Below are 21,857 nucleotides of genomic sequence, written 5' to 3'. Positions count from 1 at the left end.
CCGTGGAATATGAAACGCTTGATGTCAGTGTTGACCAAAACGGTGTTGTATCGCTTGCGCTGGATGTCGCGGAAAAACGCAATGCGCTATCCGCGACGATGATTGCAGAACTAACGCATTTCGCCAGAACCGCCAGGGATCGGCCTGAGATGCGTGTTGTGGTTCTGTCGGGGCGGGGCAAGGTTTTTTGTGCCGGTGGTGATCTGGACTGGATGAAAGCGCAAATCGCGGCGGATCGCACGACGCGTATGACAGAGGCCCGCAAACTTGCAGATATGCTGCGTGCCCTGAATGACATGCCGTTGTCGTTGATCGCAAAGATCACCGGCGGTGCCTTTGGCGGTGGTGTCGGGATCGCCTGTGTGTCCGACATTGTTATCGCCGAGGCGGGCGCAAAATTTGGCCTGACCGAAACAAGGTTGGGGCTGATACCCGCAACAATTGGCCCCTATGTGATCAACCGCATGGGCGAAGGGCGCGCGCGCCAGATTATGCTGTCAGCCCGTATTTTCGATGCGCCAGAGGCCGAAAAACTGGGGATCGTGTCTAAATGTTGTGACGCAGATGAACTGGATGCGGCTGTCGACGCCGAAATCTCTCCCTTTTTAGATGCCGCACCAAACGCCGTGGCGGCAGCCAAGAAATTAGCCCGCGAGATGGGTACGCCGATCACAGATGCGATGGTGGACGATAGCATTGCGCGGCTGGCTGACGTCTGGGAACACCCCGAAGCCAAAGAGGGCATCGAGGCGTTCTTTGCCAAACGCAAACCAAGCTGGGCAATGCCGCGCTAGGTCACGTCGGATATAAAGATATATCCGGCCCCATAGATCGTTTTGATGATCTTGGGGTTTCTTGTTTTGTCGTTCAGTTTCGAACGCAGTCGGGACACGCGCACGTCGATTGTTCGGTCAAAGGAAATGCTATCGCTTCGGTCATCAAGGGCGACTTGCAGTTGTTCGCGGGTGATCAAACGCTTCGCGCTTTTCAAGAACACCAATAGCAAAGATGCCTCGCTTGCTGACAACCGTTGCGTCGCGCCTTTTTCATCTGTCAGCAAAAAGGTGGCAAAATCCACCTCCCAGCCTGAGAACCGATAGATGGTCGTTTCAGCAGGTGATGTCGTTGCGGCGCGACGCCGGATGAGCGCGCGAACGCGTGCGACGACCTCTCTGGGTTCAAAGGGTTTGGCCAGATAATCATCAGCCCCCAGTTCCAGCCCGGTGATCCGGTCGTTCAACCCGGTGCGCCCGGAAATAACGAGGATCGCCGCATCGCTTTGCGCGGCAATATTGCTGACCACGCCAAGCCCATCTTTGTCCGGCAGGCCCAGATCAACGATGCAAAGATCGGGTGGAGATTCAGCAAGTGCTTCTTCAAAATCAACCGCATGCGAATAGGTCTTAATGTCGTAGCCTGCATCTGTCAGCGTGGTGGACAGCAGCGCAAGAACCTCTGGTTCGTCTTCAATAATAGCGATCTGTTTGCTGGCGCTCATCGCATTTCCGCCTTCAAAAGCGCGTCTTCCATCGCATCAAAGTGAAAAGGTTTGCTTAGCACGACGTGATCGCGTTCAGCCGTTTGGCGCAATGCATTGGATCGTGGCAGGCCAGTGATGATCAAAACCGGCACGTGGTCTGGGACAATTTCAACAACATCAAGTCCGGTTTCAGATGGTCCAATCGCAAGGTCCGTCACCACATGGGTTAGCCCGTCGATATGCACCAGCTTTTGGGCCTCTGTGACAGAGATCGCCTCGATCACGGCGTGGCCTGCTTGGCGTAAATGCTGGCGCACGGTTTCGCGTACATCATCGTCGTCATCGACAAGCAAGATAAGCCCTGCCTGCTGGGTTTTCACTGCCTTATAGGGAATGCGCAAGCTGACAGACGCGCCCCTATCGTGCCGGTTGTTCAACCGCAAAGTACCCCCACAGGATTTGGCAAAATCAAAGGCAGCGGATAGGCCCAAGCCGCTGCCGACCTTCCCGGTCTTTGTCGAATAAAACGGTGCCAATGCGTTGTTCAGCCCGTCGGCACTAAATCCCGGCCCTTCGTCGTCCACGCGAATTTCTAGGACATGTTGTTGCGAACGTGACAGTTGAATGCCAACGCGGCCAACGCCTTTCATTGCTTCGGAAGCGTTCAGCACGAGGTTCAGTAAAGCATCCTGCGCAAACCCTGGGTCAAAGATAAGCCGGCTGTCGGGTAGGTCGGCCACGATGCTTAGCTCAATGTCCCTGGGGACAGCGGCGCGGGCAAGCTGGCTGAAATTGTCCAGAAATGTGGGAATATTGACGACCACTGGGTCTAGGTTGCGTTGGCTTTCAACCAGGCTCAGGCTTTCAATCAGTTCGGCACCGCGTTTGGCTGCGGATTTTATTGTCGCGCTAATTTGGGCGATGTCCGGGTCTTGGGGGGCGCGGGCCTCGAGCTGGGCTTGTTGGCCCATGATGATGGTCAAAAGGTTCGCGAAATCATGCGCCATGCCGCTGGTCAATTGCGTCGCCAATTCGCGCCTGCGGGCATGGGCCAATGCGGTACGCGCTGATACTTCGTCGGTGACATCCATCGATAGAATATAGCAACCATGCACACCTTCATCGTCCAAATCTGGCGTCATCGCCAAGCGGATATAGTGGCCTGATACCTCGTCATAAAGTTCCGAGATCGACGGATTTCCCTGCAAGACGCTATTGAAACGTGGTTCCACCTGTCGCCAGACGGTCTCGCCCAGTGTTTCGCTAAATTTGCTGCCAACGATCTTTGCGCCAGCGTTGGGTAGGATCGTGTGCAGTTTGCCGTTGGAATGGGTATAGATCCCCTTTGCATCGACATGCGCGATATGTGCGGGTGTCATTGTGCTGATCAGATTTAGCTGTTCGCGGCTATCTGTCAGTTCCTGTTTCGTCGCCTCAAGCGCGGTAACGGTCGCGGTCATCCGGCGGTTGGTCTGGGCTAGCGTTTCAGAGCGCTTGATCAATTCGTCCGAAAGGCTTTCGGCGTGTGAACGAATGAATTCCTCTTGCTGCTTTACCTCTGTGATATCGGTGTACACTGATATCCAGCCACCTTGGCTAAGCGGGTTGCCCTCGACGGAAATCAACGTGCCATTCGCGCGTGAACGTTCAAAATAATGGGGCTGAAATCCAAGCGCGAGGTCGATCTTTTCTTGTACAAATGACGGGATGTCATCGATCTGCCCATAGTCACCCATTTCCGAAAGATAGGTCAGGATATCGCGAAATTCGGCCCCTGATTTCACCAGATGGTCGGGCAAATTGAACATCTTTTGGAATTGGCGGTTCGCGACCATGAGCTTGAGGTCAGCATCATGAATTGAGATGGCTTGTTTGATCAGGTTCAGCCCTGACAAGGTCATCTCGTACAGCTCGATAGGTGTCTTTTTCATGCCGCTATCCTAGCAGCAATTTTGCGTCCGCAAAGCGCCAACAGCCTTCGTTGGAATTCGTTAGGTTTCAAATATTCTTTTATGTCGCGGGATGTGCAACGGTACCTCTTGTGGAGCTGTTGATGATTCAGCGCTCACTGGGAGGAGACCATTAATGAACGCCGATGCGCACGCAGGGGATATTACCTCTGTGCCCAAATTGCTGGAACGTAACGTCGCCTTATACGGCCAACGTCCGGCGTACCGCGAAAAAGAATTTGGCATCTGGCAAAGCTGGACATGGTCCGAAGCTGCTAAGGAAATAGAGGCGCTTGCGCTTGGGCTTTTGTTGCTTGGGGTGGTCAAAGGTGATCGTGTCGCGATCATTGGGCGTAACCGGCCAGCGCTATATTGGTCGATGGTCGCAGTGCAAAGGACTGGCGCTATCCCTGTCCCGCTGTACCAAGACGCAGCTGCCGAAGAAATCGCCTATGCCTTGGACAACAGCGGCGCACGGTTTGCGATTGTTGGTGATCAAGAACAGGTCGATAAAATTGCGGACGTCCGCGAAGATCTGCCCGGTCTTGCGCATATTATTTATCACGACGGGCAGGGGCTGCGGAAATACGACCACGCTGCCATGACGTCATTGGCCGATGTTCAGGCCAAGGGCCGTGAAAGCGGGGATAAGGCAAAGCTGAAGGCGCTGACCGACGCGCTGACCTATGATGATACCTGCGTGATGCTTTACACATCCGGCACAACGGGCCGCCCTAAGGGTGTTGTGCTGTCCAACCGTAACGTCATTGAAACCGCCAAGAATACCGCCGGGTTTGATCACCTAACTGAAAAGGAAGAGACGCTTGCCTATCTTCCGATGGCTTGGGTCGGAGATTTCATCTTTTCGATTGGTCACGCCTATTGGGCTGGGTTTTGCGTCAATTGCCCGGAAAGCGCGGACACGATGCATGCAGATTTGCGCGAGATTGGCCCGACCTATTTCTTTGCGCCCCCCGCCATCTTTGAGGCCCACTTGACCCAAGTGATGATCCGGATGGAGGACGCGAGCCGTCTGAAACAAAAGATGTTCCATTACTTTATGGCGCAGGCGAAAGAGGTCGGTCCGCGCATTCTAGACGGTGAACCCGTTGGGTTATGGGCGCGTCTGAAATATGCCGTCGGTGATTTTCTAGTTTACGGCCCTCTTAAGAACCGTTTGGGGTTCAGCCGCGTGCGGGTCGGCTATACCGCAGGCGAGGCGATCGGTCCCGAATTGTTCGATTTCTACCGCTCGCTTGGGATCAACCTTAAACAACTGTACGGCCAAACCGAGGCTACCGTTTTCATTACGCAGCAGCCAGATGGGCAGGTTAGATCGGACACCGTGGGCGTCCCAAGTCCGGGTGTTGAGCTAAAGATCACCGATGCGGGCGAGGTTCTGTATCGGTCCCCCGGTACATTCGTCGAATACTACAAGAACCCAGAAAGCACCGCGTCGACGAAAGACCCAGAAGGCTGGGTTGCTACGGGCGATGCTGGTTTCATTGATCCAAAATCAGGTCACCTGCGCATTATTGACCGCATCAAAGACGTATCTAAAATGCAAGAAGGCGCGCTGTTTGCGCCCAAATACGTCGAAAACAAGCTCAAGTTTTTCCCCAATATCCTAGAGGCCGTGGTATTTGGCGCTGGCAAAGATCGCTGCTGCGCGTTGATCAATATCGACCTGACTGCCGTGGGGAACTGGGCGGAACGCAACAACATCGCCTATTCGTCGTATCAAGAGATTTCACAGCACCCCAAGGTGCTAGAGATTATCAAAGGTCATGTGAATGCGGTGAACGAAACGGTGGCCAAAGACGAAATGCTGGCAGGCTGTCAGATTCACCGCTTTATGGTTTTGCATAAAGAATTGGATGCCGACGACGGTGAAATGACCCGCACCCGCAAGGTACGCCGCGCAGTCATTGGCGACAAATACGATGATTTGGTCACGGCTCTCTATGATGGATCGGCGTCGGTCTATACCGAAACCGAAGTGACCTATGAGGACGGCCGCAAAGGCAAGATCAAGGCGACGCTGCAAGCCTGTGACGCCAGTGTCATCCCCGTGTCCCCACAAAAAGTGGCGGCGGAATGATGCGCCAAATCCCATCTCAAATTTCTCATTGTTCGGAGGCCGCATGAACGCCATGGCAGACTCTTATGTGACCGAAGACGGCCGCACGATTGGCGGCGTCCTGATGGACCTGCGTGAAATCACCCTGCGGTTTGGTGGTGTCGAGGCAATCAAGAACATTTCGTTCGACATTCGCGAAGGTGAAATTCGCGCGATCATCGGCCCGAACGGGGCAGGGAAGTCGTCGATGCTCAACGTCATTTCGGGGTTCTATAAACCCCAAGAAGGCGAGGTCTATTTCCGTGGTGCGCTGCGTCCTGCGATGAAACCCTATCAGGTTGCCCGCCAAGGCATCGCGCGTACGTTCCAAAATATCGCGCTGTTCGAAGGCATGACCGTTCTGGACAACATCATGACTGGTCGTCTGAATTACATGAAGGCGGGCATCATCAAACAGGCGATCTGGAAAGGTGCCGCAGAGCGCGAAGAGATTGAAAACCGCGCCCATGTGGAACGCGTCATTGATTTTCTTGATATCCAAGCGATCCGCAAAACGCCGGTGGGCCGTTTGCCTTACGGTTTGAAAAAACGCGTCGAACTGGCGCGTGCGCTTGCCGCGGACCCCAAATTGCTGCTGCTCGATGAACCAATGGCCGGCATGAACGTCGAAGAAAAAGAGGATATGAGCCGCTTTATTCTAGATGTGAATGACGAATTTGGCACCACAATTGCCCTGATCGAACACGACATGGGCGTTGTGATGGACCTAAGCGACCGGGTGGTTGTGATGGATTATGGCCGCAAGATTGGGGATGGCACCCCCGACGAAGTGCGCGGCAACCAAGAAGTGATTGATGCCTATCTAGGCGTGGCCCATGATTAAGGATTTGCGCAATGTCGACTGACTTTCTTTACCTTGTTGAGGTGCTTATCAACGGTCTGATGGCTGGCGTGATGTATTCGCTTGTCGCACTTGGGTTTGTGCTCATCTTTAAGGCCTCGGGGATTTTCAACTACGCCCAAGGCGTGATGGCGCTGTTTGCCGCGCTGACCCTTGCCGGGATCATGGAGGGGCAAGTGCCCTTTGCCCATATCATCAACGCGGTCTTGGGGACGAATATCCATCACTTTGGCTGGCATGTGCCTGCGGTGCTTGCGATCCTGATGACGATTGTTGTCATGATAGGCTTTGCATGGGGCGTTCAGCGGTTCGTGTTCCGCCATCTGGTAGGACAAGAGCCGATCATCCTGTTCATGGCGACGATTGGGCTTGCCTATTTCCTTGAAGGTGTTGGCGATTTGATGTGGGGGTCAGATATCAAGACGCTTGCATTGGGTCTGCCCCAAGGTGGGTCGCGCTGGTTAGAGGACATGACTGTCGGTTGGGGCGGTGATGACTTTTACGGGTTCTATATCGACAAGCTAGATATGGTCGCGACTATCGTTGCTATCCTATTGGTCGCGTCGCTGATCGCATTTTCCCAATACACGAAACATGGCCGCGCAATGCGCGCCGTTGCAGATGATCACCAAGCCGCACTTTCGGTTGGTATCTCGTTGAACTTCATCTGGATTTTGGTTTGGTCACTGGCTGGCTTTGTCGCGCTTGTCGCGGGGATCATGTGGGGCGCGAAATCAGGCGTGCAGTTTTCGCTTTCGATGATCGCACTTAAGGCGCTGCCTGTGCTGATGCTGGGTGGGTTTACATCCATCCCCGGCGCGATTGTTGGCGGGCTGATCATCGGGATGGGGGAAAAGCTGTTTGAATATACGGTTGGGTCGCTTGTTGGCGGGGCCACGGAAAACTGGTTCGCTTATGTGCTTGCGCTGCTGTTTCTCGTCTTTCGCCCGCAGGGTCTATTCGGGGAGAGAATTATTGAACGCGTATGATCTGACACCCACCCAAGGAGCGCTCTGATGTTTTATCGTGAAGCCGGTGATTTCAAAACATCCTACGCCGAGGATAACCAAACCTTCCCGATCAAATTTGATCGTTATCGGTATTGGCTGGTGCTGGCCGTCGCCTATCTGGTGATCCCATTCATGATCAACGATTATTGGGCGAACGCGATTTTCGTGCCGTTCTTGATCTATGCGATCGCTGCGATTGGGCTGAACATCCTGACGGGCTATTGCGGGCAAGTGAGCCTTGGAACCGGTGGTTTCATGGCGGTGGGTGCCTATGCTTGCTATAAATTAATGACGGCATTCCCGGATGTGAACATCGTGTTCCACATCTTGGTGTCTGGCGGCATCACAGCAATGGTCGGCGCGGCCTTTGGCCTGCCTTCGCTGCGGATCAAGGGGTTTTACCTTGCCGTTGCTACGCTTGCCGCGCAGTTCTTTTTGGTGTGGCTGTTTAACAAGGTCGGTTGGTTCTACAACTATTCCGCTTCCGGTCAGATCAGTGCGCCAGAGCGGTTTGTCGGCCCTTTCGCGGTGACAGGTCCAAACGCGGCACCCTGGGCGCAATATATGATCTGTCTGGTCTTTGTGACGGTCTGCGCCGTGGTGGCGCGTAACCTGACGCGGGGCACGCTTGGCCGTAAGCTGATGGCGATCCGCGACATGGATATTGCCGCCGAAATCATCGGTGTGAACCCGCTACGCACAAAGCTGACGGCATTTGCGATTTCGTCATTCTTTATCGGGATTTCTGGCGCGTTGTTTTTTGCGGTTTACCTTGGCGCGGTCGAGGTTGGCGAAGCCTTTGGCATTCAAAAGTCATTCCTCGTCTTGTTCATGGTGATTATCGGCGGGCTTGGGTCGATTTTCGGCAGCTTCGCAGGTGCCGCGTTCCTTGTGCTACTGCCGGTCGCGCTGAAGTTTGTTGGCAGCGACCTGATGGGTTGGCCGACGGATCTGGTCAGCCATTTGCAGCTGGTGATTATCGGCGCGCTGATCATGTTTTTCTTGATCAAAGAACCACACGGCCTCGCGCAGCTATGGCGCGTCACCAAAGAGAAACTGCGCCTATGGCCGTTCCCACATTAACCGATTGGCGGGATCAACCCGCCAAGCCGCAATGACGGCACTTGCACGACTTATTGGTAAACCAAGGGAGGAGAACCCAATGAAGATGAAGAAACTGGCCGCTTTGGCCATTGCGGCCTCAGTGACGGCTGCGCCTGTGATGGCCGAACTTGTGATCCCTGATCTTAGCTATCGCACCGGCCCATATGCGGCGGGTGGCACACCATTCTCTGATGGGTATCAAGACTACTTTAACCTGTTGAACGCACGCGACGGAGGGATCGGAGGGGAGCCGGTTCGTATCCTCGAATGCGAAACAGGGTATAGCACCGAACGCGGCGTGGAATGCTATGAATCCACAAAAGGCGAAGGCGCGTTGATCTATCAACCGCTGTCGACTGGCATCGCGTATCAGCTAATTCCAAAAACAACCGCAGATCAGATTCCGCTGCACACGATGGGCTATGGCCGTACATCTGCGGCAGATGGCGAAGTGTTCAACTGGGTCTTTAACTATCCGGCGAACTACTGGGACGCTGCATCCGTGATGGTGAACTATCTGCTGGATGAAAACGGCGGATCAATGGACGGTAAAACACTGGCGCTGGTTTACCACAACTCTGCCTATGGCAAGGAACCGATCCGTACGCTGGAAACCCTGTCTGAAATGCACGGGTTTAACTTGACGCAGATCGCCGTTGACCACCCTGGTCAGGAACAAAAATCACAGTGGCTGCAAATCCGCCGTGAACGTCCTGATTATGTTCTGATGTGGGGATGGGGCGTGATGAACCAAGTCGCAATCCAAGAAGCCGCCAACATTGGTTTCCCAATGGAAAACTTTATCGGGAACTGGTGGGCAGGTGCCGAACATGACGTGACCCCAGCCGGGGCTGCTGCCAACGGTTATAAGTCACTGAACATGAACCGGATCGATGATCTGCCTGTCTTTGCAGAGATTTCTTCGCTGGTTCACGACGCGGGTAACGCTGCTGGCGACGGGTCCAACATCGGTAAGGTGCTTTACACACGTGGCATGTACGCTGCGATGTTGGCCGCCGAAGCGATCGCTAAAGCGCAAGAAATCCATGGTGTCGCGCAAGTAACACCAGCGATGGTGCGTGACGGCATGGAGGCGCTAGAGATCACAGATGCACGCATGGAAGAACTGGGTATGGCCCAGATCGGCCCGGCGTTTTCTGTGTCTTGCCAGGACCACGGCGGCACCGGCTTTGGTATCGTCCAAGAATGGGACGCTGCATCGGGCACTTGGACTGCGCTGACCGATTATATCGCACCCGACGATAGCGTGACTGGCCCATTGGTGACGGAAGATGCCGCCGCCTTTGCCGCCGAGAACAACATCACACCCGGTTGCCTATAAACTAACAATTGAACGGCCCCTGAATGGGGCCGTTCACCACCGCCCGTACCCATTTTCACAGCGACCCCACGCACAAACGGAGCATACTAATGACGAAGTCAGCCGCGACCCCGACGGATACGTTGCTAGAGGTCAACAATATTGAAGTGATCTACAATCACGTGATTTTGGTGCTGAAGGGTGTTTCATTATCTGTCCCAAGGGGCGGCATTACGGCTTTGCTGGGCGGTAACGGTGCTGGCAAAACAACAACCCTAAAGGCGATTTCAAATTTGCTGCATTCTGAACGCGGCGAAGTCACCAAGGGCAAGATCGAATACCACGGCAAACCCATCCAAAACCTATCCCCCGAGGCGCTGGTCAAGCGCGGGGTCGTACAGGTGATGGAAGGCCGTCACTGTTTTGAACACCTATCCGTCGAAGAAAACCTGATGACAGGTGCCTATACCCGCACCGATGGGGCAGCGAATATTAAAGCGGACCTTGAAATGGTCTATAGCTATTTCCCACGCCTGCGCGAACGCCGCAAAAGCCAAGCGGGCTTTACCTCTGGCGGGGAACAGCAAATGTGCGCCATTGGCCGCGCGCTGATGTCACGCCCTGAAACGATTTTGCTGGATGAGCCATCAATGGGGATCGCCCCGCAACTGGTCGAAGAAATCTTTACGATTGTGAAGAACCTGAACGAAAAAGAAGGCGTGTCATTTCTGTTGGCCGAACAGAATACGAATGTTGCGCTGCGTTACGCGCATCACGGCTATATTCTAGAAAGCGGCCGCGTCGTGATGGAAGGCCCCGCCGCAGAGCTGCGCGAAAATCCAGACGTCAAGGAATTCTACCTTGGTATGTCAGACGAAGGCCGCAAATCATTCCGCGATGTACGCAGCTATCGGCGCCGCAAACGGTGGCTGGCGTAATGGGAGGGATTATCAAATGAAAACCCATGACCAACTTGAAGCAGAGCAGCTAAAGGCGCTGAATGCCTTGCTGCCCGATGATATCTCGCTGGATAGCCTCGCCGCACTGGCAACGTTGCCGGTCATGCGCAAAGGCGCGTTGCTGCAAGCCCAAGCGGACAACCCGCCCTTTGGCGCGGTCGCCGCAAAAAATGTCGCGACGATCTTTCAGTCACCCGGTCCCATCTATGAACCCGGTGGTACTGGCCCCGATTGGTGGCGGTTCGGTCGCTTTTTAACCGCGATGGGGTTTGTCCCCGGTGATATCGCGCAGAACACCTTTGCGTATCATTTCACCCCAGCAGGGGCGATGTTCGAAAGCGGTGCGCGTGCGATTGGCGTAACTGTCTTTCCTGCCGGCCCCGGCAACACCCGCCAACAGGCTGAAGTCGCCGCCACGATTGGCACAACCGCCTATGTCGGCACGCCTGACTATCTGGGCGCGATCTTGGCCAAAGGTGATGAACTTGGTCTGGATCTAAGCCGGATCAAACGCGCCGCGGTGACGGCAGGTCCTTTGTTTCCAAAGCTGCGGCAGGCCTATGAGGACCGGGGCATCCTATGTCGCCAATGTTATGGCACCGCTGATGTCGGCCTGATTGCCTATGAAACGGCGGATAGCATCGATGGCATGGTGATTGATGATGACGTGATCGTCGAAATCGTCACGCCAGGGACAGGCACACCTGTCGCGCCCGGCGAAATAGGCGAAGTCGTCGTGACCGTTTTGAACCCCGATTATCCTTTGCTACGCTTCTCTGTTGGTGATCTTAGTGCCATTATGCCAGCCACATCGGGGCCAAAGCGTATTGTTGGTTGGCGTGGTCGTGCAGATCAGGCGGCCAAGGTTAAGGGCATGTTCATCCGACCAGAACAAGTGGCAAGCCTGATGACCCGCCACCCAGAAATCCACCGTGCCCGCGTTGAAATCGGTTTTGACGGCACAAAGGACGTGGTGACGTTGAAGGTTGAAACCGAAGAGTCGGGCACCGAAGCAATCGCTGCCTCGGCTGCTGAAATTCTAAAGCTTCGAACGCAAATCGTAGCTGTGGCCAAAGGTGATTTACCGCGCGATGGTGTGCTGGTTGATGACCAAAGACCCGTGGAGAATTAGATGGATGATGTTGTAATCGTAGGAGCCGCCCGGACGCCCATCGGGGGCTTTCAAGGCGGGCTAAGCACAATGACCGCGCCCGAATTAGGCGCGCATGCCATCGGTGCCGCAATTGACGGCGCAAAGATCGACCGCGACCACATCGACGAAGTTCTGATGGGGTGCGTTTTGCCCGCCGGACTAGGGCAAGCGCCCGCGCGTCAGGCGTCATTAGGTGCGGGCCTGTCGATCAATGTGCCATGCACTACGGTGAATAAGGTCTGCGGCTCTGGCATGAAAACGGCGATGCTCGCCTACGATCAAATCCGTTGCGGGACGCTGAACATGGCTGTCGCTGGCGGTATGGAAAGCATGTCTGGCGCACCATATCTGTCGGAAACGACGCGCAGCGGTGCGCGGCTTGGGCATGCATCGCTCAAAGACCATATGTTCCTCGATGGCTTAGAAGACGCCTATAACAAAGGTACTTTGATGGGTGCTTTTGCCGAACTATGCGCAGAGCGTTACCAATTCAGCCGCCAAGAGCAGGATCAATACGCGCTGTCGTCGCTGGCCAATGCGGTTGCGGCCCAAAATGGCGGGCATTTCGCAAATGAGATCGCAGCGGTCACGCTGAAAACCCGCAAGGGTGATGTCACTGTCGACGCCGACGAACAGCCCGGCAATGCACGCCCCGAAAAAATCCCGCAGCTCAAGCCAGCTTTTAAACCTGACGGGTCGGTTACTGCGGCGAATTCATCCTCTATCTCTGATGGGGCGTCGGCATTGGTTCTGGCGTCCCAATCACGGGCTGACGCACTGGGCCTAACTGCGCGGGCCGTGATCAAAGGCCACGCAACATTTGCCCATGAACCCGAATGGTTCACGACAGCACCCGTTCATGCCGCGCAAAAGCTGCTGGATCAGCTGGGGTGGTCCGTTGGTGATGTAGACCTGTGGGAAGTGAACGAAGCCTTTGCCGTCGTTGCAATGGCGTTCATCCGTGATCTTGGATTGTCGCGCGATATTGTAAACGTCAACGGTGGTGCCTGTGCATTGGGCCATCCGATTGGCGCCTCTGGCAGCCGGATTATCGTGACCCTGTTGAACGCGTTGGAAAAACGCGGGCTAAAACGCGGGATTGCCGCTGTCTGTCTGGGTGGTGGCGAAGCGACAGCGATTGCAGTGGAAAGACCTGACTAAATGAAAATTGAAAATGACATCGCGGCGGTTGTTACTGGGGGCGCGTCCGGGCTGGGAAGCGCGGTTGCCGCTGCGCTTTGTGCCGCTGGGGCCAAGGTCACACTGATCGACCGCGATGCTGAAAAAGGGGCCGCACGGGCGGCCGAATTGGGTGCACTATTTGCCCAAGCGGATGTGACCGATGCGGACAGCGTTGCCGAAGCACTAAACACTGCGCGCGCGGCACATGGCCAAGAACGTATCTGCGTGAACTGTGCTGGCATCGCGCCAGCCGCGAAAACGGTTGGCCGCAATGGCGTGCATGATCTGGGGCTTTTCCAGACGGTGATCAACGTCAACCTTGTCGGGTCATTCAATGTCGCGTCGCAATCCGCTGCGGGGATGGTTGCCGCCGGGATCGATGCCGATTGCACCGGGGTGATTATCAACACCGCGTCGATTGCCGCCTTTGAAGGACAGATCGGGCAGGTGGCCTATGCCGCGTCAAAGGGTGGGATCGTTGGTCTAACGCTGCCGATGGCTCGCGATCTGGCCCGGGACAAGATCCGGGTCATGGCAATCGCACCCGGCATTTTTGGCACGCCCATGGTAACGTCGATGACCCAAGAGCTGCAGGATGCATTGGCACAAGGCATCCCGAACCCTGCACGGCTTGGTGACCCAGAAGAATTCGCAGCGCTTGCGATGCATATCATTGAAAACGATTTCCTAAACGGGAGCGTGATCCGCCTTGACGGTGCCGCTCGCTTAGCTCCGAGGTGACGCAATGGATTTTGCACTAACACAAGAACAAGAGGCCATCTTTGACATGGCCAAAGCGTTTGGCGAAAGCGAGATCGCACCCAATGCGCAGGCATGGGAAAAGGCAGGCGAGATCCCCAAAGACCTGTGGCCGAAACTGGCTGAACTAGGGTTTGGCGGGCTGTTTGTTTCTGAGGACGCTGGCGGCGCGGGGCTGTCCCGGCTGGATGGCACCTTGATTTTCGAAGCACTGAGCATGGCTTGCCCATCGGTTTCGGCCTTGCTGTCGATCCACAATATGTGCGCTGCGATGATTGATAAATTTGGGTCGGACGCGTTGAAGGCTCAGATGCTGCCGGACGTCGTGACCATGAACACCTTCCTTGCCTATTGCCTTACGGAACCGGGTTCCGGGTCGGACGCCGCCGCGCTCAAAACCAAAGCCGTGCGCACCGACACCGGTTATGCGTTGACGGGGACAAAGGCGTTTATTTCCGCTGGCGGCTATGCCGACGCCTATATCGTCATGTGTCGCACAGGCGTAGATGGCCCCAAAGGCGTGAGCACATTGATCGTCAAAGACGGCACTGACGGCCTGACCTTTGGCGGGCTTGAGGACAAGATGGGCTGGCGGTCGCAACCGACCCGTCAGGTACAAATGGACAATTGCGAAATCCCCGCTGGCAACCTTGTTGGGGATGAAGGCAAAGGGTTTTCATATGCGATGGCCGGGCTGGACGGCGGGCGCCTGAATATATCGGCCTGTTCGTTGGGGGCCGCGCAAGCGGCACTTGATAAAACGATTGCCTATATGGGCGAACGCAAGGCCTTTGGGAAAACGATCGACCAATTCCAAGCCCTGCAATTCCGTCTTGCTGATATGGAAATTGAATTGCAGGCCGCGCGGGTGGTTTTACGACAGGCGGCGTGGAAATTGGACACAGGTGCACCGGACGCCACGCACTACTGCGCCATGGCCAAGAAATTCGTCACCGAAGCCGGATCGAAAATTGTGAATGACTGCCTGCAACTGCATGGTGGCTATGGCTATCTTGCGGATTACGGAATCGAAAAACTGGTGCGTGACTTACGGGTGCATGAAATCCTAGAAGGCACCAACGAAGTCATGCGTTTGATTGTCAGCCGAGGGCTATTGGCTAAATGAATGATGTATCTTGCCGGATCGACGGCCATGTCGGGCGGATCACGCTGAACCGCCCCGATGTGCTGAATGCGCTAACGCACGAGATGTGCTTGGCAATCGAAGCCGCGCTTGACGAATGGCGCGACAGTGTCCGTCTGGTTATTATCGAAGCCGCTGGTAACAAGGCGTTTTGCGCAGGCGGCGACATCGCGAGCCTTTATGAAAGCGCACAGCGCGGTGATATCGCCTATGGTCGCAAATTTTGGCAAGACGAATACCGTTTGAACGCCAAGCTTGCCGAATACCCGGTGCCCATTGTCAGTTTTCTGCAAGGGTTCGTGATGGGTGGGGGCGTTGGGCTTGGCTGTCACACGTCACACCGTATCGTCTGCGAAAGCACCAAGATCGCGATGCCAGAATGCGGCATTGGGCTTTTGCCTGATGTTGGTGGGTCTTTGCTATTGGCGAACGCGCCAGGGTTTTTGGGGCGCTACCTTGGGCTAACGGGGGCGCGTATGGGGCCGGGCGACGCGATATTTGCGGGGTTTGCTGATACATTCGTCGCCTATGATCAGTGGGATCAGTTGAAATCGGCACTCGTTCAAACGGGCGACATTGCCGAGATTGCGAATTTTGCCAGCACGGCACCAGCCAGTGCGATGGCTAACGATCTGGCAACCATAGACCGCTATTTCGCGTCAGACACTTTGAATAAGATTGCTGCTAATTTGCAGGATTCAGATACTGAATTTGCACAGCGCGCAGTTAAGGGGCTTAAGCGCGGTGCGCCGCTTGCGCTGTCTTGCTGTATGGCAGTTTTGAAAACACTGCGCGGCACACACGGCCTGCGCGATGCCTTAGCGCTAGAATTTCGGTTTACCGCGCGTGCCGTAGCGCAGGGCGATTTCCCCGAAGGCGTGCGCGCCGCGATTATTGATAAGGACAATGCGCCAAACTGGGCACATGCTGCGATCTCGGATGTCACATCATCCGAAGTTGACGCGATGCTATCGGACCTTGGCAGCGAAGCTTTGAATTTGGAGACAGTATTATGAAAATTGGATTTGTAGGCCTAGGCAACATGGGTGGCCCGATGGCGGCCAATTTGGCAAAGGCGGGGCACGAGGTTGCTGGATTTGATGTGGCTGGCATCACGATAGAGGGTGTGAATTCGGTGGCGTCCCTAGCCGATGCCGCGAAAGACGCGCAGGTCGTTATAACAATGCTGCCGAATGGTGCCATATTGCGGGGCGTCGCGGATGAGCTGATCCCTGTGATGGCCAAAGGTGCCGTGCTTTGCGATTGTTCGACAGTGGATGTCGAAAGCGCCCGCGCGGTCGCAAATCTTTGCGCGTCGCATGGTTTGGAAAGCCTTGATGCCCCTGTTTCTGGTGGTATCGGCGGCGCACAGGCTGGCACGTTGACCTTTATGGCTGGTGGATCGGCCAAGGCTTTTGCCGCCATGACGCCGTTGCTGGATATTATGGGAAAAAAGACGGTGCATTGCGGTGATGCCGGGGCAGGGCAAGCCGCAAAAATCTGCAACAACATGATCCTAGGCGCCACGATGATCGCCACCTGCGAGGCCTTTGCGCTCGCTGATAAAATTGGGCTGGATCGTCGGAAGCTCTATGATGTGGTGTCGACGTCTTCGGGTTCTAGCTGGTCGATGAATGCATACACCCCGGCGCCCGGCGTTGGCGTGCCAAGCCCGGCCGACAATGATTACAAGCCCGGTTTCGCCGCTGAATTGATGCTCAAGGATCTACGGTTGTCCCAGCAGGCCGCGCGAAGCGTTGATGCAGACACGCCAATGGGGCAGCTTGCGCTCGGGCTCTACGCGCAGTTTGTCGAAAACGAAGACGGTCTTGGCAAAGATTTCTCGGCAATGCTGCCGCGTTTTGCTTCTAAATCACGGGAATAAATCAGGCTGTTAGGCCTGTTCCAACCCGGCAATGACGGCATGTGCAAGGACCAATCCTAACCTGCGTTGTTCAACCCCGTCTGATCGCGAGTTGAGCAGCACAGGGATCGACGCGCCCAAAACGATGCTGGCGGTGCGGGCCATTCCGTGGAATTTCCATGCTTTGACCGTTGCGTTACCGGCCTCGATGTTTGGAAATAGGATCAGGTCGGCACGGCCAGCGACTTGGTCGTCAGTCATACCTTTCGCCTTTGCGGCCGCCGCAGACACCGCGACGTCATAACCAAACGGACCTTCGACACGCATCCCGCCAAAATCACCACGTTGCGATTCCGCAGCAAGGGCGGCTGCGTCTGTCGTGGCTGGTTGCGTATCTGTCACCTTTTCCGATGCAGCGATCGCTGCGACACGCGGGTTCGCGATGCCAAGGCCCGCAAAAAACGCACGGCTATTTTGCAGGATCCCACGCTTTTGCGCGAGGGTAGGGAGCACGATAATCCCATTGTCCGTCGCACCGATCAGCCGGTCAAGCGATGGCATCTCGGCCAATGTCAGGTTTGACAGCACGCTGGATTTACGTAGGCCTGTATCTTTGTTCACCACCGCCCGCAGATAGGGAGCAGAGCTAATATTACCTTTGACAAGGACATCAGCCGCCCCGCTTCGCGCCTTGGCGACGGCTAGGTTTGCGCAGCTACCCGCGTCTTGGGCGTCAATGATTTCCGCGATTTCCGACAAGTCAGCAGGTATTAGGCGGCGAATTTCGGCGGCGTCACCAACCAGAATTGCTTTGCTAATTTGTCCATGATTGGCGGCCGCAGACATAGCATCCAAAACGCGACTGTCATCAGCGCCGGCAACCACGACCCGAAGCGGCGGGCGCTTTGACATCTGGCGTTCCAATTCATCGAAAGTGCGGATCGTCATGCGGTTTTCCCGTTTGGTGTGAAGGGCCAAATCATCGCCTTTTCCATGCCCGCCATAACGCGTGCCACGCCAGAGGCGAGCGCTTCGCTCTCATAGCTGCCGGGGTAGATATGGATCGGGGCCAGTGCCTTACACCCTGATGTCAAGGTGGCAATAACCTTGGCTGAGTGTGCCATGCCGCCCGTTAGAATGATCCCGTCTGGTTCAAAATCCAACACGCCAGCCATCGCACCAATGGTCTTCTTAATCTGATACAGCATTGCATCCCAAACCAACGCCGCCTGCGTATCGCCCTTTGCAATCAACTCTTCGACCTGACGCATGTCTTTGGTCCCAAGATAGGCAAAGACACCGCCGTTTCCGTATAGCTTTTTCTTTAGGTCAGCCTCGGAATATCTCCCGGAATAGCACAGCGCAATCAGCGGCATGATCGGCAGCCCGCCCGCACGTTCTGGCGAAAACGGCGAATTTTCCATCCGGTTAGAGCTTTCAACGATGCGTCCGTTTTTGATCGCAGCGATAGAAATTCCTGCCCCCATATGGGCTACGACGGCATTTAGTGCCTCAAACGGCTTACCCAATTCATCTGCCAATCTCCGCCCGCAGGCCCGAATATTCAGGGCATGAACGAATGAAAACCGTGCGATTTCGGGAAAGCCAGAGATGCGGGCAACATCAGGCAGTTCATCCACCGAAACGGGGTCCACGATAAAGGCGTCAATCTTGTGTTGCTCTGCAATTGCCTGGGCCAAAGGCGCGCCAAGGTTGGACGCATGGCTATAGACGGGCGTGTTCAGCGCAAAATCGACAAGCGTGTCATTCACCGCAATTACCCCCGCCGGGACCGGGCTTAGCATCCCACCTCGACCGGCCACCGCGACAAGCGACACATCATCCGGCAAATCGGCAAGGAACCCTGCAATCTCTTGCGCACGAAAATCTAGCTGATCCGAGATCGTAGCGAACTCTGCCATCCGGGTTTCATCATGCTCAATCGTTGTTTCCGTGACGCAAATGACAGTCCCGTCAGCCGGTTCAAACAGCCCCAGACGGGTGGTGGTGGTGCCCGGATTGATGGTGAGGATCAGTGGTTTTTTCATGATCTCTCGGCTTTAAAAGAACGCCTGCAACCCGGTGATCGCACGGCCAAGGATCAGTGCATGAATGTCATGAGTGCCTTCATATGTATTAACCGTTTCAAGGTTCACCATATGGCGCATGATCTGGAAATCCTCTGAAATCCCATTGCCGCCGTGCATGTCCCGAGACATCCGCGCAATATCCAACGCCTTGCCGCAGTTGTTGCGTTTGATGATCGAAATCATCTCTGGCGCGGCTTTTGCTTCATCCATCAGGCGACCAACACGCAGGCTTGCTTGCAGTCCAAGGCTGATTTCCGTGAGCATGTTCGCTAGCTTGAGCTGATGCAGCTGGGTCTGCGCCAAAGGCTTGCCAAACTGCTGGCGGTCCAGACCGTATTGGCGTGCCGCATCCATGCAAAATTCGGCAGCCCCCATCACGCCCCAGCTGATGCCATAACGCGCGCGGTTCAAACACCCAAAAGGCCCCTTTAGGCCTTCGGCATTTGGCAAAAGCGCGTCCTCACCAACCTCGACACCATCCATCACGATTTCACCCGTGATGCTGGCGCGCAACGATAGCTTTCCGCCAACCTTTGGCGCGGACAGACCCTTCATGCCTTTTTCCAGTACAAAGCCCCGTATTTTACCGCCGTGGGCCTCTGATTTGGCCCAAACCACAAAGACATCCGCGATTGGGCTATTGGAAATCCACATCTTCGCGCCCGAGATCACATAGCCAGTCGCTGTTTTCTTCGCGACTGTCTTCATGCCCGATGGATCGCTTCCGGCGTCGGGTTCTGTCAGGCCAAAGCACCCAATCCATTCGCCGGTTGCGAGCTTGGGCAGGTATTTCTTGCGCTGCTCTTCTGACCCAAACGCATAGATCGGATACATCACAAGCGAACTTTGCACCGACATCATCGAACGGTAACCGCTGTCGACACGTTCAATTTCACGCGCAGCAAGCCCGTAAGACACGTAAGATGCGCCAAGCCCGCCGTATTCTTCGGGAATGGTAATACCAAGAAGACCCATCTCGCCCATCTCACGAAAGATTGCTGGATCAGTTTCAGCATCACGATAGGCGGCAATCACGCGCGGTTGCAGTTTGCCTTGGGCATAAGCCTTGGCCGCGTCGCGCATCATGCGCTCTTCTTCAGTCAGCTGAGTTTCAAGCGAGAAGGGATCTGCAAAATCGAAACGGTTCAGGTCAGGGGCGTCTTTTGCTTTCAGCGACATATCAGGGTCCTTCTGGTTTCAGCTTTTCTAGCAAACTTTTCACCCAAGTGATAACGATTGAAAATCAATACTTGATGAGTTTTTGGAATATTATGACGTATCGCCCCAACTATACACCTAGCGTTCAAGAGCTGCGCGCATTGGTGTTTTGCGCTGAACTCGGAACAGTTTCGGGTGCGGCGAACGCGCTAGACTTGACGCAAAGTGCAGTTAGCAGATCAATCCGTTCGTTAGAACAACGGTTGGGCGTGCAGCTATTCTACCGTGTTAAAAAGCGATTACAGCTATCGGACGCAGGCCGCGCAATGGTCTATGAAGCACGCGATATCCTGACCCAACTAGACCGATCCGCCAAAATGGTCATGGGGTTTGGCGGGGGCGGCGATGTTCTGCGACTGGCAGTATTACCGACGTTTGCAGCAACATGGCTGATCCCACGGCTACCCGAATTTCTGAAAACACATCCCGAGGTTTCAATCGATCTTGCCTCAGCACTGCATCCCGTGAATTTTGACGAAAGCCCTTTCGACGCCGCAATACAAAGGGCGGTGATGGCCGGTAATGATACCGACGTGACGCCTCTTTTGGATGAAACCCTGATCACCGTCGCGGCACCCAGCCTGATCCCCGCAGGTCAAAACCTGTCGTTCGCTGACCTGGCGTCATACCCGCTCATCCAACTCGCGACACGGCCCGAGCTATGGAACCAATGGTTCGCGAGTAGCGAGGATATGGAGATTGATCGTTTGCGGGGACCACGGGTACAGCATTTCGACATGGTCATTTCTGCGGCCCAGGCCGGTCTAGGCATCGCGCTCCTGCCTGACATCTTTGCTCAACAAGCAATCGCATCCGGAACATTACACAAAGTCCACGCACGAACCCTAAACGGACCAACGCCCTACGCCCTGATCCGACCAAACCGACAAGAAGTAAGCGAAACATTAGCCGCATTCGGAAGCTGGCTCAAAACCACAACGCAATGTGACTTAGACTAGAGTTACCCTAAGTGCGCTGACCGCCGGTGTACCAAGACCCTTATCAATTGTCTGCTAAGCAGGTCAGCGAAAGAAGCCGTATATTAGGATGGAACCAAGAAAGGACACGCCCGCAAAAGCGTATCTGGGTCGAAATCTATGGGCTTGTCGTCAAACACGAAATTTTTCTGCAGGGTGTTGAGAAAGCGGACACAAATTGCATGGCAGCGCGCAAGCCTATTGATCTGTTTTGACGCAGTCGTCCATTTGACCGCTCAAGCTGGCGTACGATACTCAATCGACAATCCAAGAGCTTATACAGAAGATAACCTATTGGGAACATTTGAGTTATTAGAGGCCGCACGTGCGTTTCCACCAAAGCATTTGCTTCTTGCGTCAACAAGTTCGGTTTATGGCGCAAACTCCAAAATGCCGTATCGCGAGACAGATCAGCTCGATCATCAAATGTCGTATTATGCGGCAACAGCTTGCTTCGCAAGCTAACCGGTTACGCACCACAGACCAGCGTTACTGATGGGGTCGTACAATACGTAAAATGGGATCGCGGGTATTACGGTGTGTAATAACTGTGATCTTAGCAACACATAATTAAGTTAACATAACTATCATTATGCGAATACGTAATTGTAGCCGCAAAGCTAAAATGTCACCCATCTGCAATTCAGGAATGTCACTCTCGCCCGT

19 protein-coding genes and 1 pseudogene are annotated in these 21,857 nt (G+C 55.0%); 15 read left to right on the top strand and 5 right to left on the bottom strand.

From position 1 onward, the window contains the following. Positions 1 to 2 precede the first annotated feature (2 nt). Positions 3 to 794, top strand: coding sequence for a crotonase/enoyl-CoA hydratase family protein (locus tag ACHUEV_RS15695; protein ID WP_394181511.1), 792 nt, complete (start codon positions 3 to 5; stop codon positions 792 to 794). Here the strand turns inward: ACHUEV_RS15695 and ACHUEV_RS15690 are convergent. Together ACHUEV_RS15690 and ACHUEV_RS15685 are read right to left on the bottom strand one after the other, a co-directional pair. Then, positions 791 to 1,498 (bottom strand): response regulator transcription factor, encoded by a 708-nt coding sequence (locus tag ACHUEV_RS15690; RefSeq protein ID WP_394181509.1) that lies wholly within the window; start codon positions 1,496 to 1,498, stop codon positions 791 to 793. The two genes, ACHUEV_RS15695 and ACHUEV_RS15690, sit on opposite strands and share 4 nt — an antisense overlap. Next, positions 1,495 to 3,411, bottom strand: a complete 1,917-nt coding sequence (locus ACHUEV_RS15685) for a hybrid sensor histidine kinase/response regulator (RefSeq protein ID WP_394181507.1) — start codon at positions 3,409 to 3,411, stop codon at positions 1,495 to 1,497. Before ACHUEV_RS15685 ends, ACHUEV_RS15690 begins: the two co-directional genes overlap by 4 nt. A gap of 154 nt (positions 3,412 to 3,565) precedes the next feature. On the opposite strand from ACHUEV_RS15685, the gene ACHUEV_RS15680 reads away from it, so the two are divergent. The 12 genes from ACHUEV_RS15680 to mmsB all read left to right on the top strand — a co-directional run bounded on the left by ACHUEV_RS15680 (position 3,566) and on the right by mmsB (position 16,927). After that, a complete protein-coding gene (locus ACHUEV_RS15680) occupies positions 3,566 to 5,530 on the top strand; it encodes an AMP-binding protein (RefSeq protein ID WP_394181506.1) in 1,965 nt (654 codons plus the stop codon). A 52-nt stretch (positions 5,531 to 5,582) separates the two neighbouring features. Further along, a complete protein-coding gene (locus ACHUEV_RS15675) occupies positions 5,583 to 6,392 on the top strand; it encodes an ABC transporter ATP-binding protein (protein ID WP_375342201.1) in 810 nt (269 codons plus the stop codon). An 11-nt stretch (positions 6,393 to 6,403) separates the two neighbouring features. Beyond that, positions 6,404 to 7,399 (top strand): branched-chain amino acid ABC transporter permease, encoded by a 996-nt coding sequence (locus ACHUEV_RS15670; protein ID WP_394181505.1) that lies wholly within the window; start codon positions 6,404 to 6,406, stop codon positions 7,397 to 7,399. Positions 7,400 to 7,426: 27 nt separating this feature from the next. Continuing rightward, entirely contained in the window at positions 7,427 to 8,503 is a 1,077-nt protein-coding gene (locus tag ACHUEV_RS15665; RefSeq protein ID WP_394181503.1) for a branched-chain amino acid ABC transporter permease, read from the top strand. Positions 8,504 to 8,582: 79 nt separating this feature from the next. After that, positions 8,583 to 9,866 (top strand): ABC transporter substrate-binding protein, encoded by a 1,284-nt coding sequence (locus tag ACHUEV_RS15660; RefSeq protein ID WP_394181501.1) that lies wholly within the window; start codon positions 8,583 to 8,585, stop codon positions 9,864 to 9,866. An 89-nt stretch (positions 9,867 to 9,955) separates the two neighbouring features. After that, complete coding sequence (locus ACHUEV_RS15655; RefSeq protein WP_394181499.1) at positions 9,956 to 10,783, top strand: ABC transporter ATP-binding protein; 828 nt, start codon at positions 9,956 to 9,958, stop codon at positions 10,781 to 10,783. Between the two features lie 16 nt (positions 10,784 to 10,799). After that, on the top strand, positions 10,800 to 11,936 hold the full coding sequence (locus tag ACHUEV_RS15650) for a phenylacetate--CoA ligase family protein (protein ID WP_394181497.1): 1,137 nt from the start codon (positions 10,800 to 10,802) through the stop codon (positions 11,934 to 11,936). Further along, a complete protein-coding gene (locus tag ACHUEV_RS15645) occupies positions 11,937 to 13,118 on the top strand; it encodes a thiolase family protein (RefSeq protein ID WP_394181495.1) in 1,182 nt (393 codons plus the stop codon). Beyond that, entirely contained in the window at positions 13,119 to 13,880 is a 762-nt protein-coding gene (locus tag ACHUEV_RS15640; RefSeq protein ID WP_394181493.1) for an SDR family NAD(P)-dependent oxidoreductase, read from the top strand. Positions 13,881 to 13,884: 4 nt separating this feature from the next. Next, the gene (locus ACHUEV_RS15635) at positions 13,885 to 15,024 is read left to right on the top strand and encodes an acyl-CoA dehydrogenase family protein (RefSeq protein WP_394181491.1); all 1,140 of its coding nucleotides are present in this window, start codon (positions 13,885 to 13,887) and stop codon (positions 15,022 to 15,024) included. Beyond that, positions 15,021 to 16,058 (top strand): enoyl-CoA hydratase/isomerase family protein, encoded by a 1,038-nt coding sequence (locus ACHUEV_RS15630; protein WP_394181489.1) that lies wholly within the window; start codon positions 15,021 to 15,023, stop codon positions 16,056 to 16,058. The genes ACHUEV_RS15635 and ACHUEV_RS15630 overlap by 4 nt, the downstream gene beginning before the upstream one ends. Beyond that, positions 16,055 to 16,927: a 3-hydroxyisobutyrate dehydrogenase gene (gene mmsB, locus ACHUEV_RS15625; RefSeq protein ID WP_394181487.1), complete on the top strand. Its 873-nt coding sequence runs from the start codon at positions 16,055 to 16,057 to the stop codon at positions 16,925 to 16,927. The genes ACHUEV_RS15630 and mmsB overlap by 4 nt, the downstream gene beginning before the upstream one ends. A 9-nt stretch (positions 16,928 to 16,936) precedes the next feature. On the opposite strand, the gene ACHUEV_RS15620 is transcribed toward mmsB, so the two are convergent. From ACHUEV_RS15620 to ACHUEV_RS15610, 3 genes are read right to left on the bottom strand one after another with little or no spacing between them, the layout of a single operon-like run. Next, entirely contained in the window at positions 16,937 to 17,854 is a 918-nt protein-coding gene (locus ACHUEV_RS15620; protein ID WP_394181485.1) for a phosphate acyltransferase, read from the bottom strand. Further along, entirely contained in the window at positions 17,851 to 18,954 is a 1,104-nt protein-coding gene (gene buk, locus ACHUEV_RS15615; protein WP_394181483.1) for a butyrate kinase, read from the bottom strand. Before buk ends, ACHUEV_RS15620 begins: the two co-directional genes overlap by 4 nt. A gap of 12 nt (positions 18,955 to 18,966) precedes the next feature. Then, complete coding sequence (locus ACHUEV_RS15610; protein WP_394181481.1) at positions 18,967 to 20,175, bottom strand: acyl-CoA dehydrogenase; 1,209 nt, start codon at positions 20,173 to 20,175, stop codon at positions 18,967 to 18,969. Between the two features lie 92 nt (positions 20,176 to 20,267). On the opposite strand from ACHUEV_RS15610, the gene ACHUEV_RS15605 reads away from it, so the two are divergent. Both ACHUEV_RS15605 and ACHUEV_RS15600 read left to right on the top strand, forming a co-directional pair. After that, on the top strand, positions 20,268 to 21,173 hold the full coding sequence (locus ACHUEV_RS15605; protein WP_394181479.1) for a LysR family transcriptional regulator: 906 nt from the start codon (positions 20,268 to 20,270) through the stop codon (positions 21,171 to 21,173). Positions 21,174 to 21,311: 138 nt separating this feature from the next. Then, a pseudogene (locus tag ACHUEV_RS15600) lies at positions 21,312 to 21,638 on the top strand (GDP-mannose 4,6-dehydratase); the annotation flags it as partial. Positions 21,639 to 21,857: the final 219 nt, after the last annotated feature.

Source organism: Yoonia maritima (genome assembly GCF_043641945.1).
In the GTDB taxonomy this organism is placed as follows: Bacteria; Pseudomonadota; Alphaproteobacteria; order Rhodobacterales; family Rhodobacteraceae; genus Yoonia; species Yoonia maritima_B.
The sequence above is the reverse complement of the archived record's forward strand: the minus strand, read 5'-3'. Positions and strand labels throughout refer to the sequence as shown.

Bases quoted from the DNA above. Each gene is read 5' to 3' on its own strand.
- ACHUEV_RS15690 (WP_394181509.1), bottom strand. From the start codon at position 1,498: ATGAGCGCCAGCAAACAGATCGCTATTATTGAAGACGAACCAGAGGTT.
- ACHUEV_RS15685 (WP_394181507.1), bottom strand. From the start codon at position 3,411: ATGAAAAAGACACCTATCGAGCTGTACGAGATGACCTTGTCAGGGCTG.
- ACHUEV_RS15680 (WP_394181506.1), top strand. From the start codon at position 3,566: ATGAACGCCGATGCGCACGCAGGGGATATTACCTCTGTGCCCAAATTG.
- ACHUEV_RS15675 (WP_375342201.1), top strand. From the start codon at position 5,583: ATGGCAGACTCTTATGTGACCGAAGACGGCCGCACGATTGGCGGCGTC.
- ACHUEV_RS15670 (WP_394181505.1), top strand. From the start codon at position 6,404: ATGTCGACTGACTTTCTTTACCTTGTTGAGGTGCTTATCAACGGTCTG.
- ACHUEV_RS15665 (WP_394181503.1), top strand. From the start codon at position 7,427: ATGTTTTATCGTGAAGCCGGTGATTTCAAAACATCCTACGCCGAGGAT.
- ACHUEV_RS15660 (WP_394181501.1), top strand. From the start codon at position 8,583: ATGAAGATGAAGAAACTGGCCGCTTTGGCCATTGCGGCCTCAGTGACG.
- ACHUEV_RS15655 (WP_394181499.1), top strand. From the start codon at position 9,956: ATGACGAAGTCAGCCGCGACCCCGACGGATACGTTGCTAGAGGTCAAC.
- ACHUEV_RS15650 (WP_394181497.1), top strand. From the start codon at position 10,800: ATGAAAACCCATGACCAACTTGAAGCAGAGCAGCTAAAGGCGCTGAAT.
- ACHUEV_RS15645 (WP_394181495.1), top strand. From the start codon at position 11,937: ATGGATGATGTTGTAATCGTAGGAGCCGCCCGGACGCCCATCGGGGGC.
- ACHUEV_RS15640 (WP_394181493.1), top strand. From the start codon at position 13,119: ATGAAAATTGAAAATGACATCGCGGCGGTTGTTACTGGGGGCGCGTCC.
- ACHUEV_RS15635 (WP_394181491.1), top strand. From the start codon at position 13,885: ATGGATTTTGCACTAACACAAGAACAAGAGGCCATCTTTGACATGGCC.
- ACHUEV_RS15630 (WP_394181489.1), top strand. From the start codon at position 15,021: ATGAATGATGTATCTTGCCGGATCGACGGCCATGTCGGGCGGATCACG.
- mmsB (WP_394181487.1), top strand. From the start codon at position 16,055: ATGAAAATTGGATTTGTAGGCCTAGGCAACATGGGTGGCCCGATGGCG.
- ACHUEV_RS15620 (WP_394181485.1), bottom strand. From the start codon at position 17,854: ATGACGATCCGCACTTTCGATGAATTGGAACGCCAGATGTCAAAGCGC.
- buk (WP_394181483.1), bottom strand. From the start codon at position 18,954: ATGAAAAAACCACTGATCCTCACCATCAATCCGGGCACCACCACCACC.
- ACHUEV_RS15610 (WP_394181481.1), bottom strand. From the start codon at position 20,175: ATGTCGCTGAAAGCAAAAGACGCCCCTGACCTGAACCGTTTCGATTTT.
- ACHUEV_RS15605 (WP_394181479.1), top strand. From the start codon at position 20,268: ATGACGTATCGCCCCAACTATACACCTAGCGTTCAAGAGCTGCGCGCA.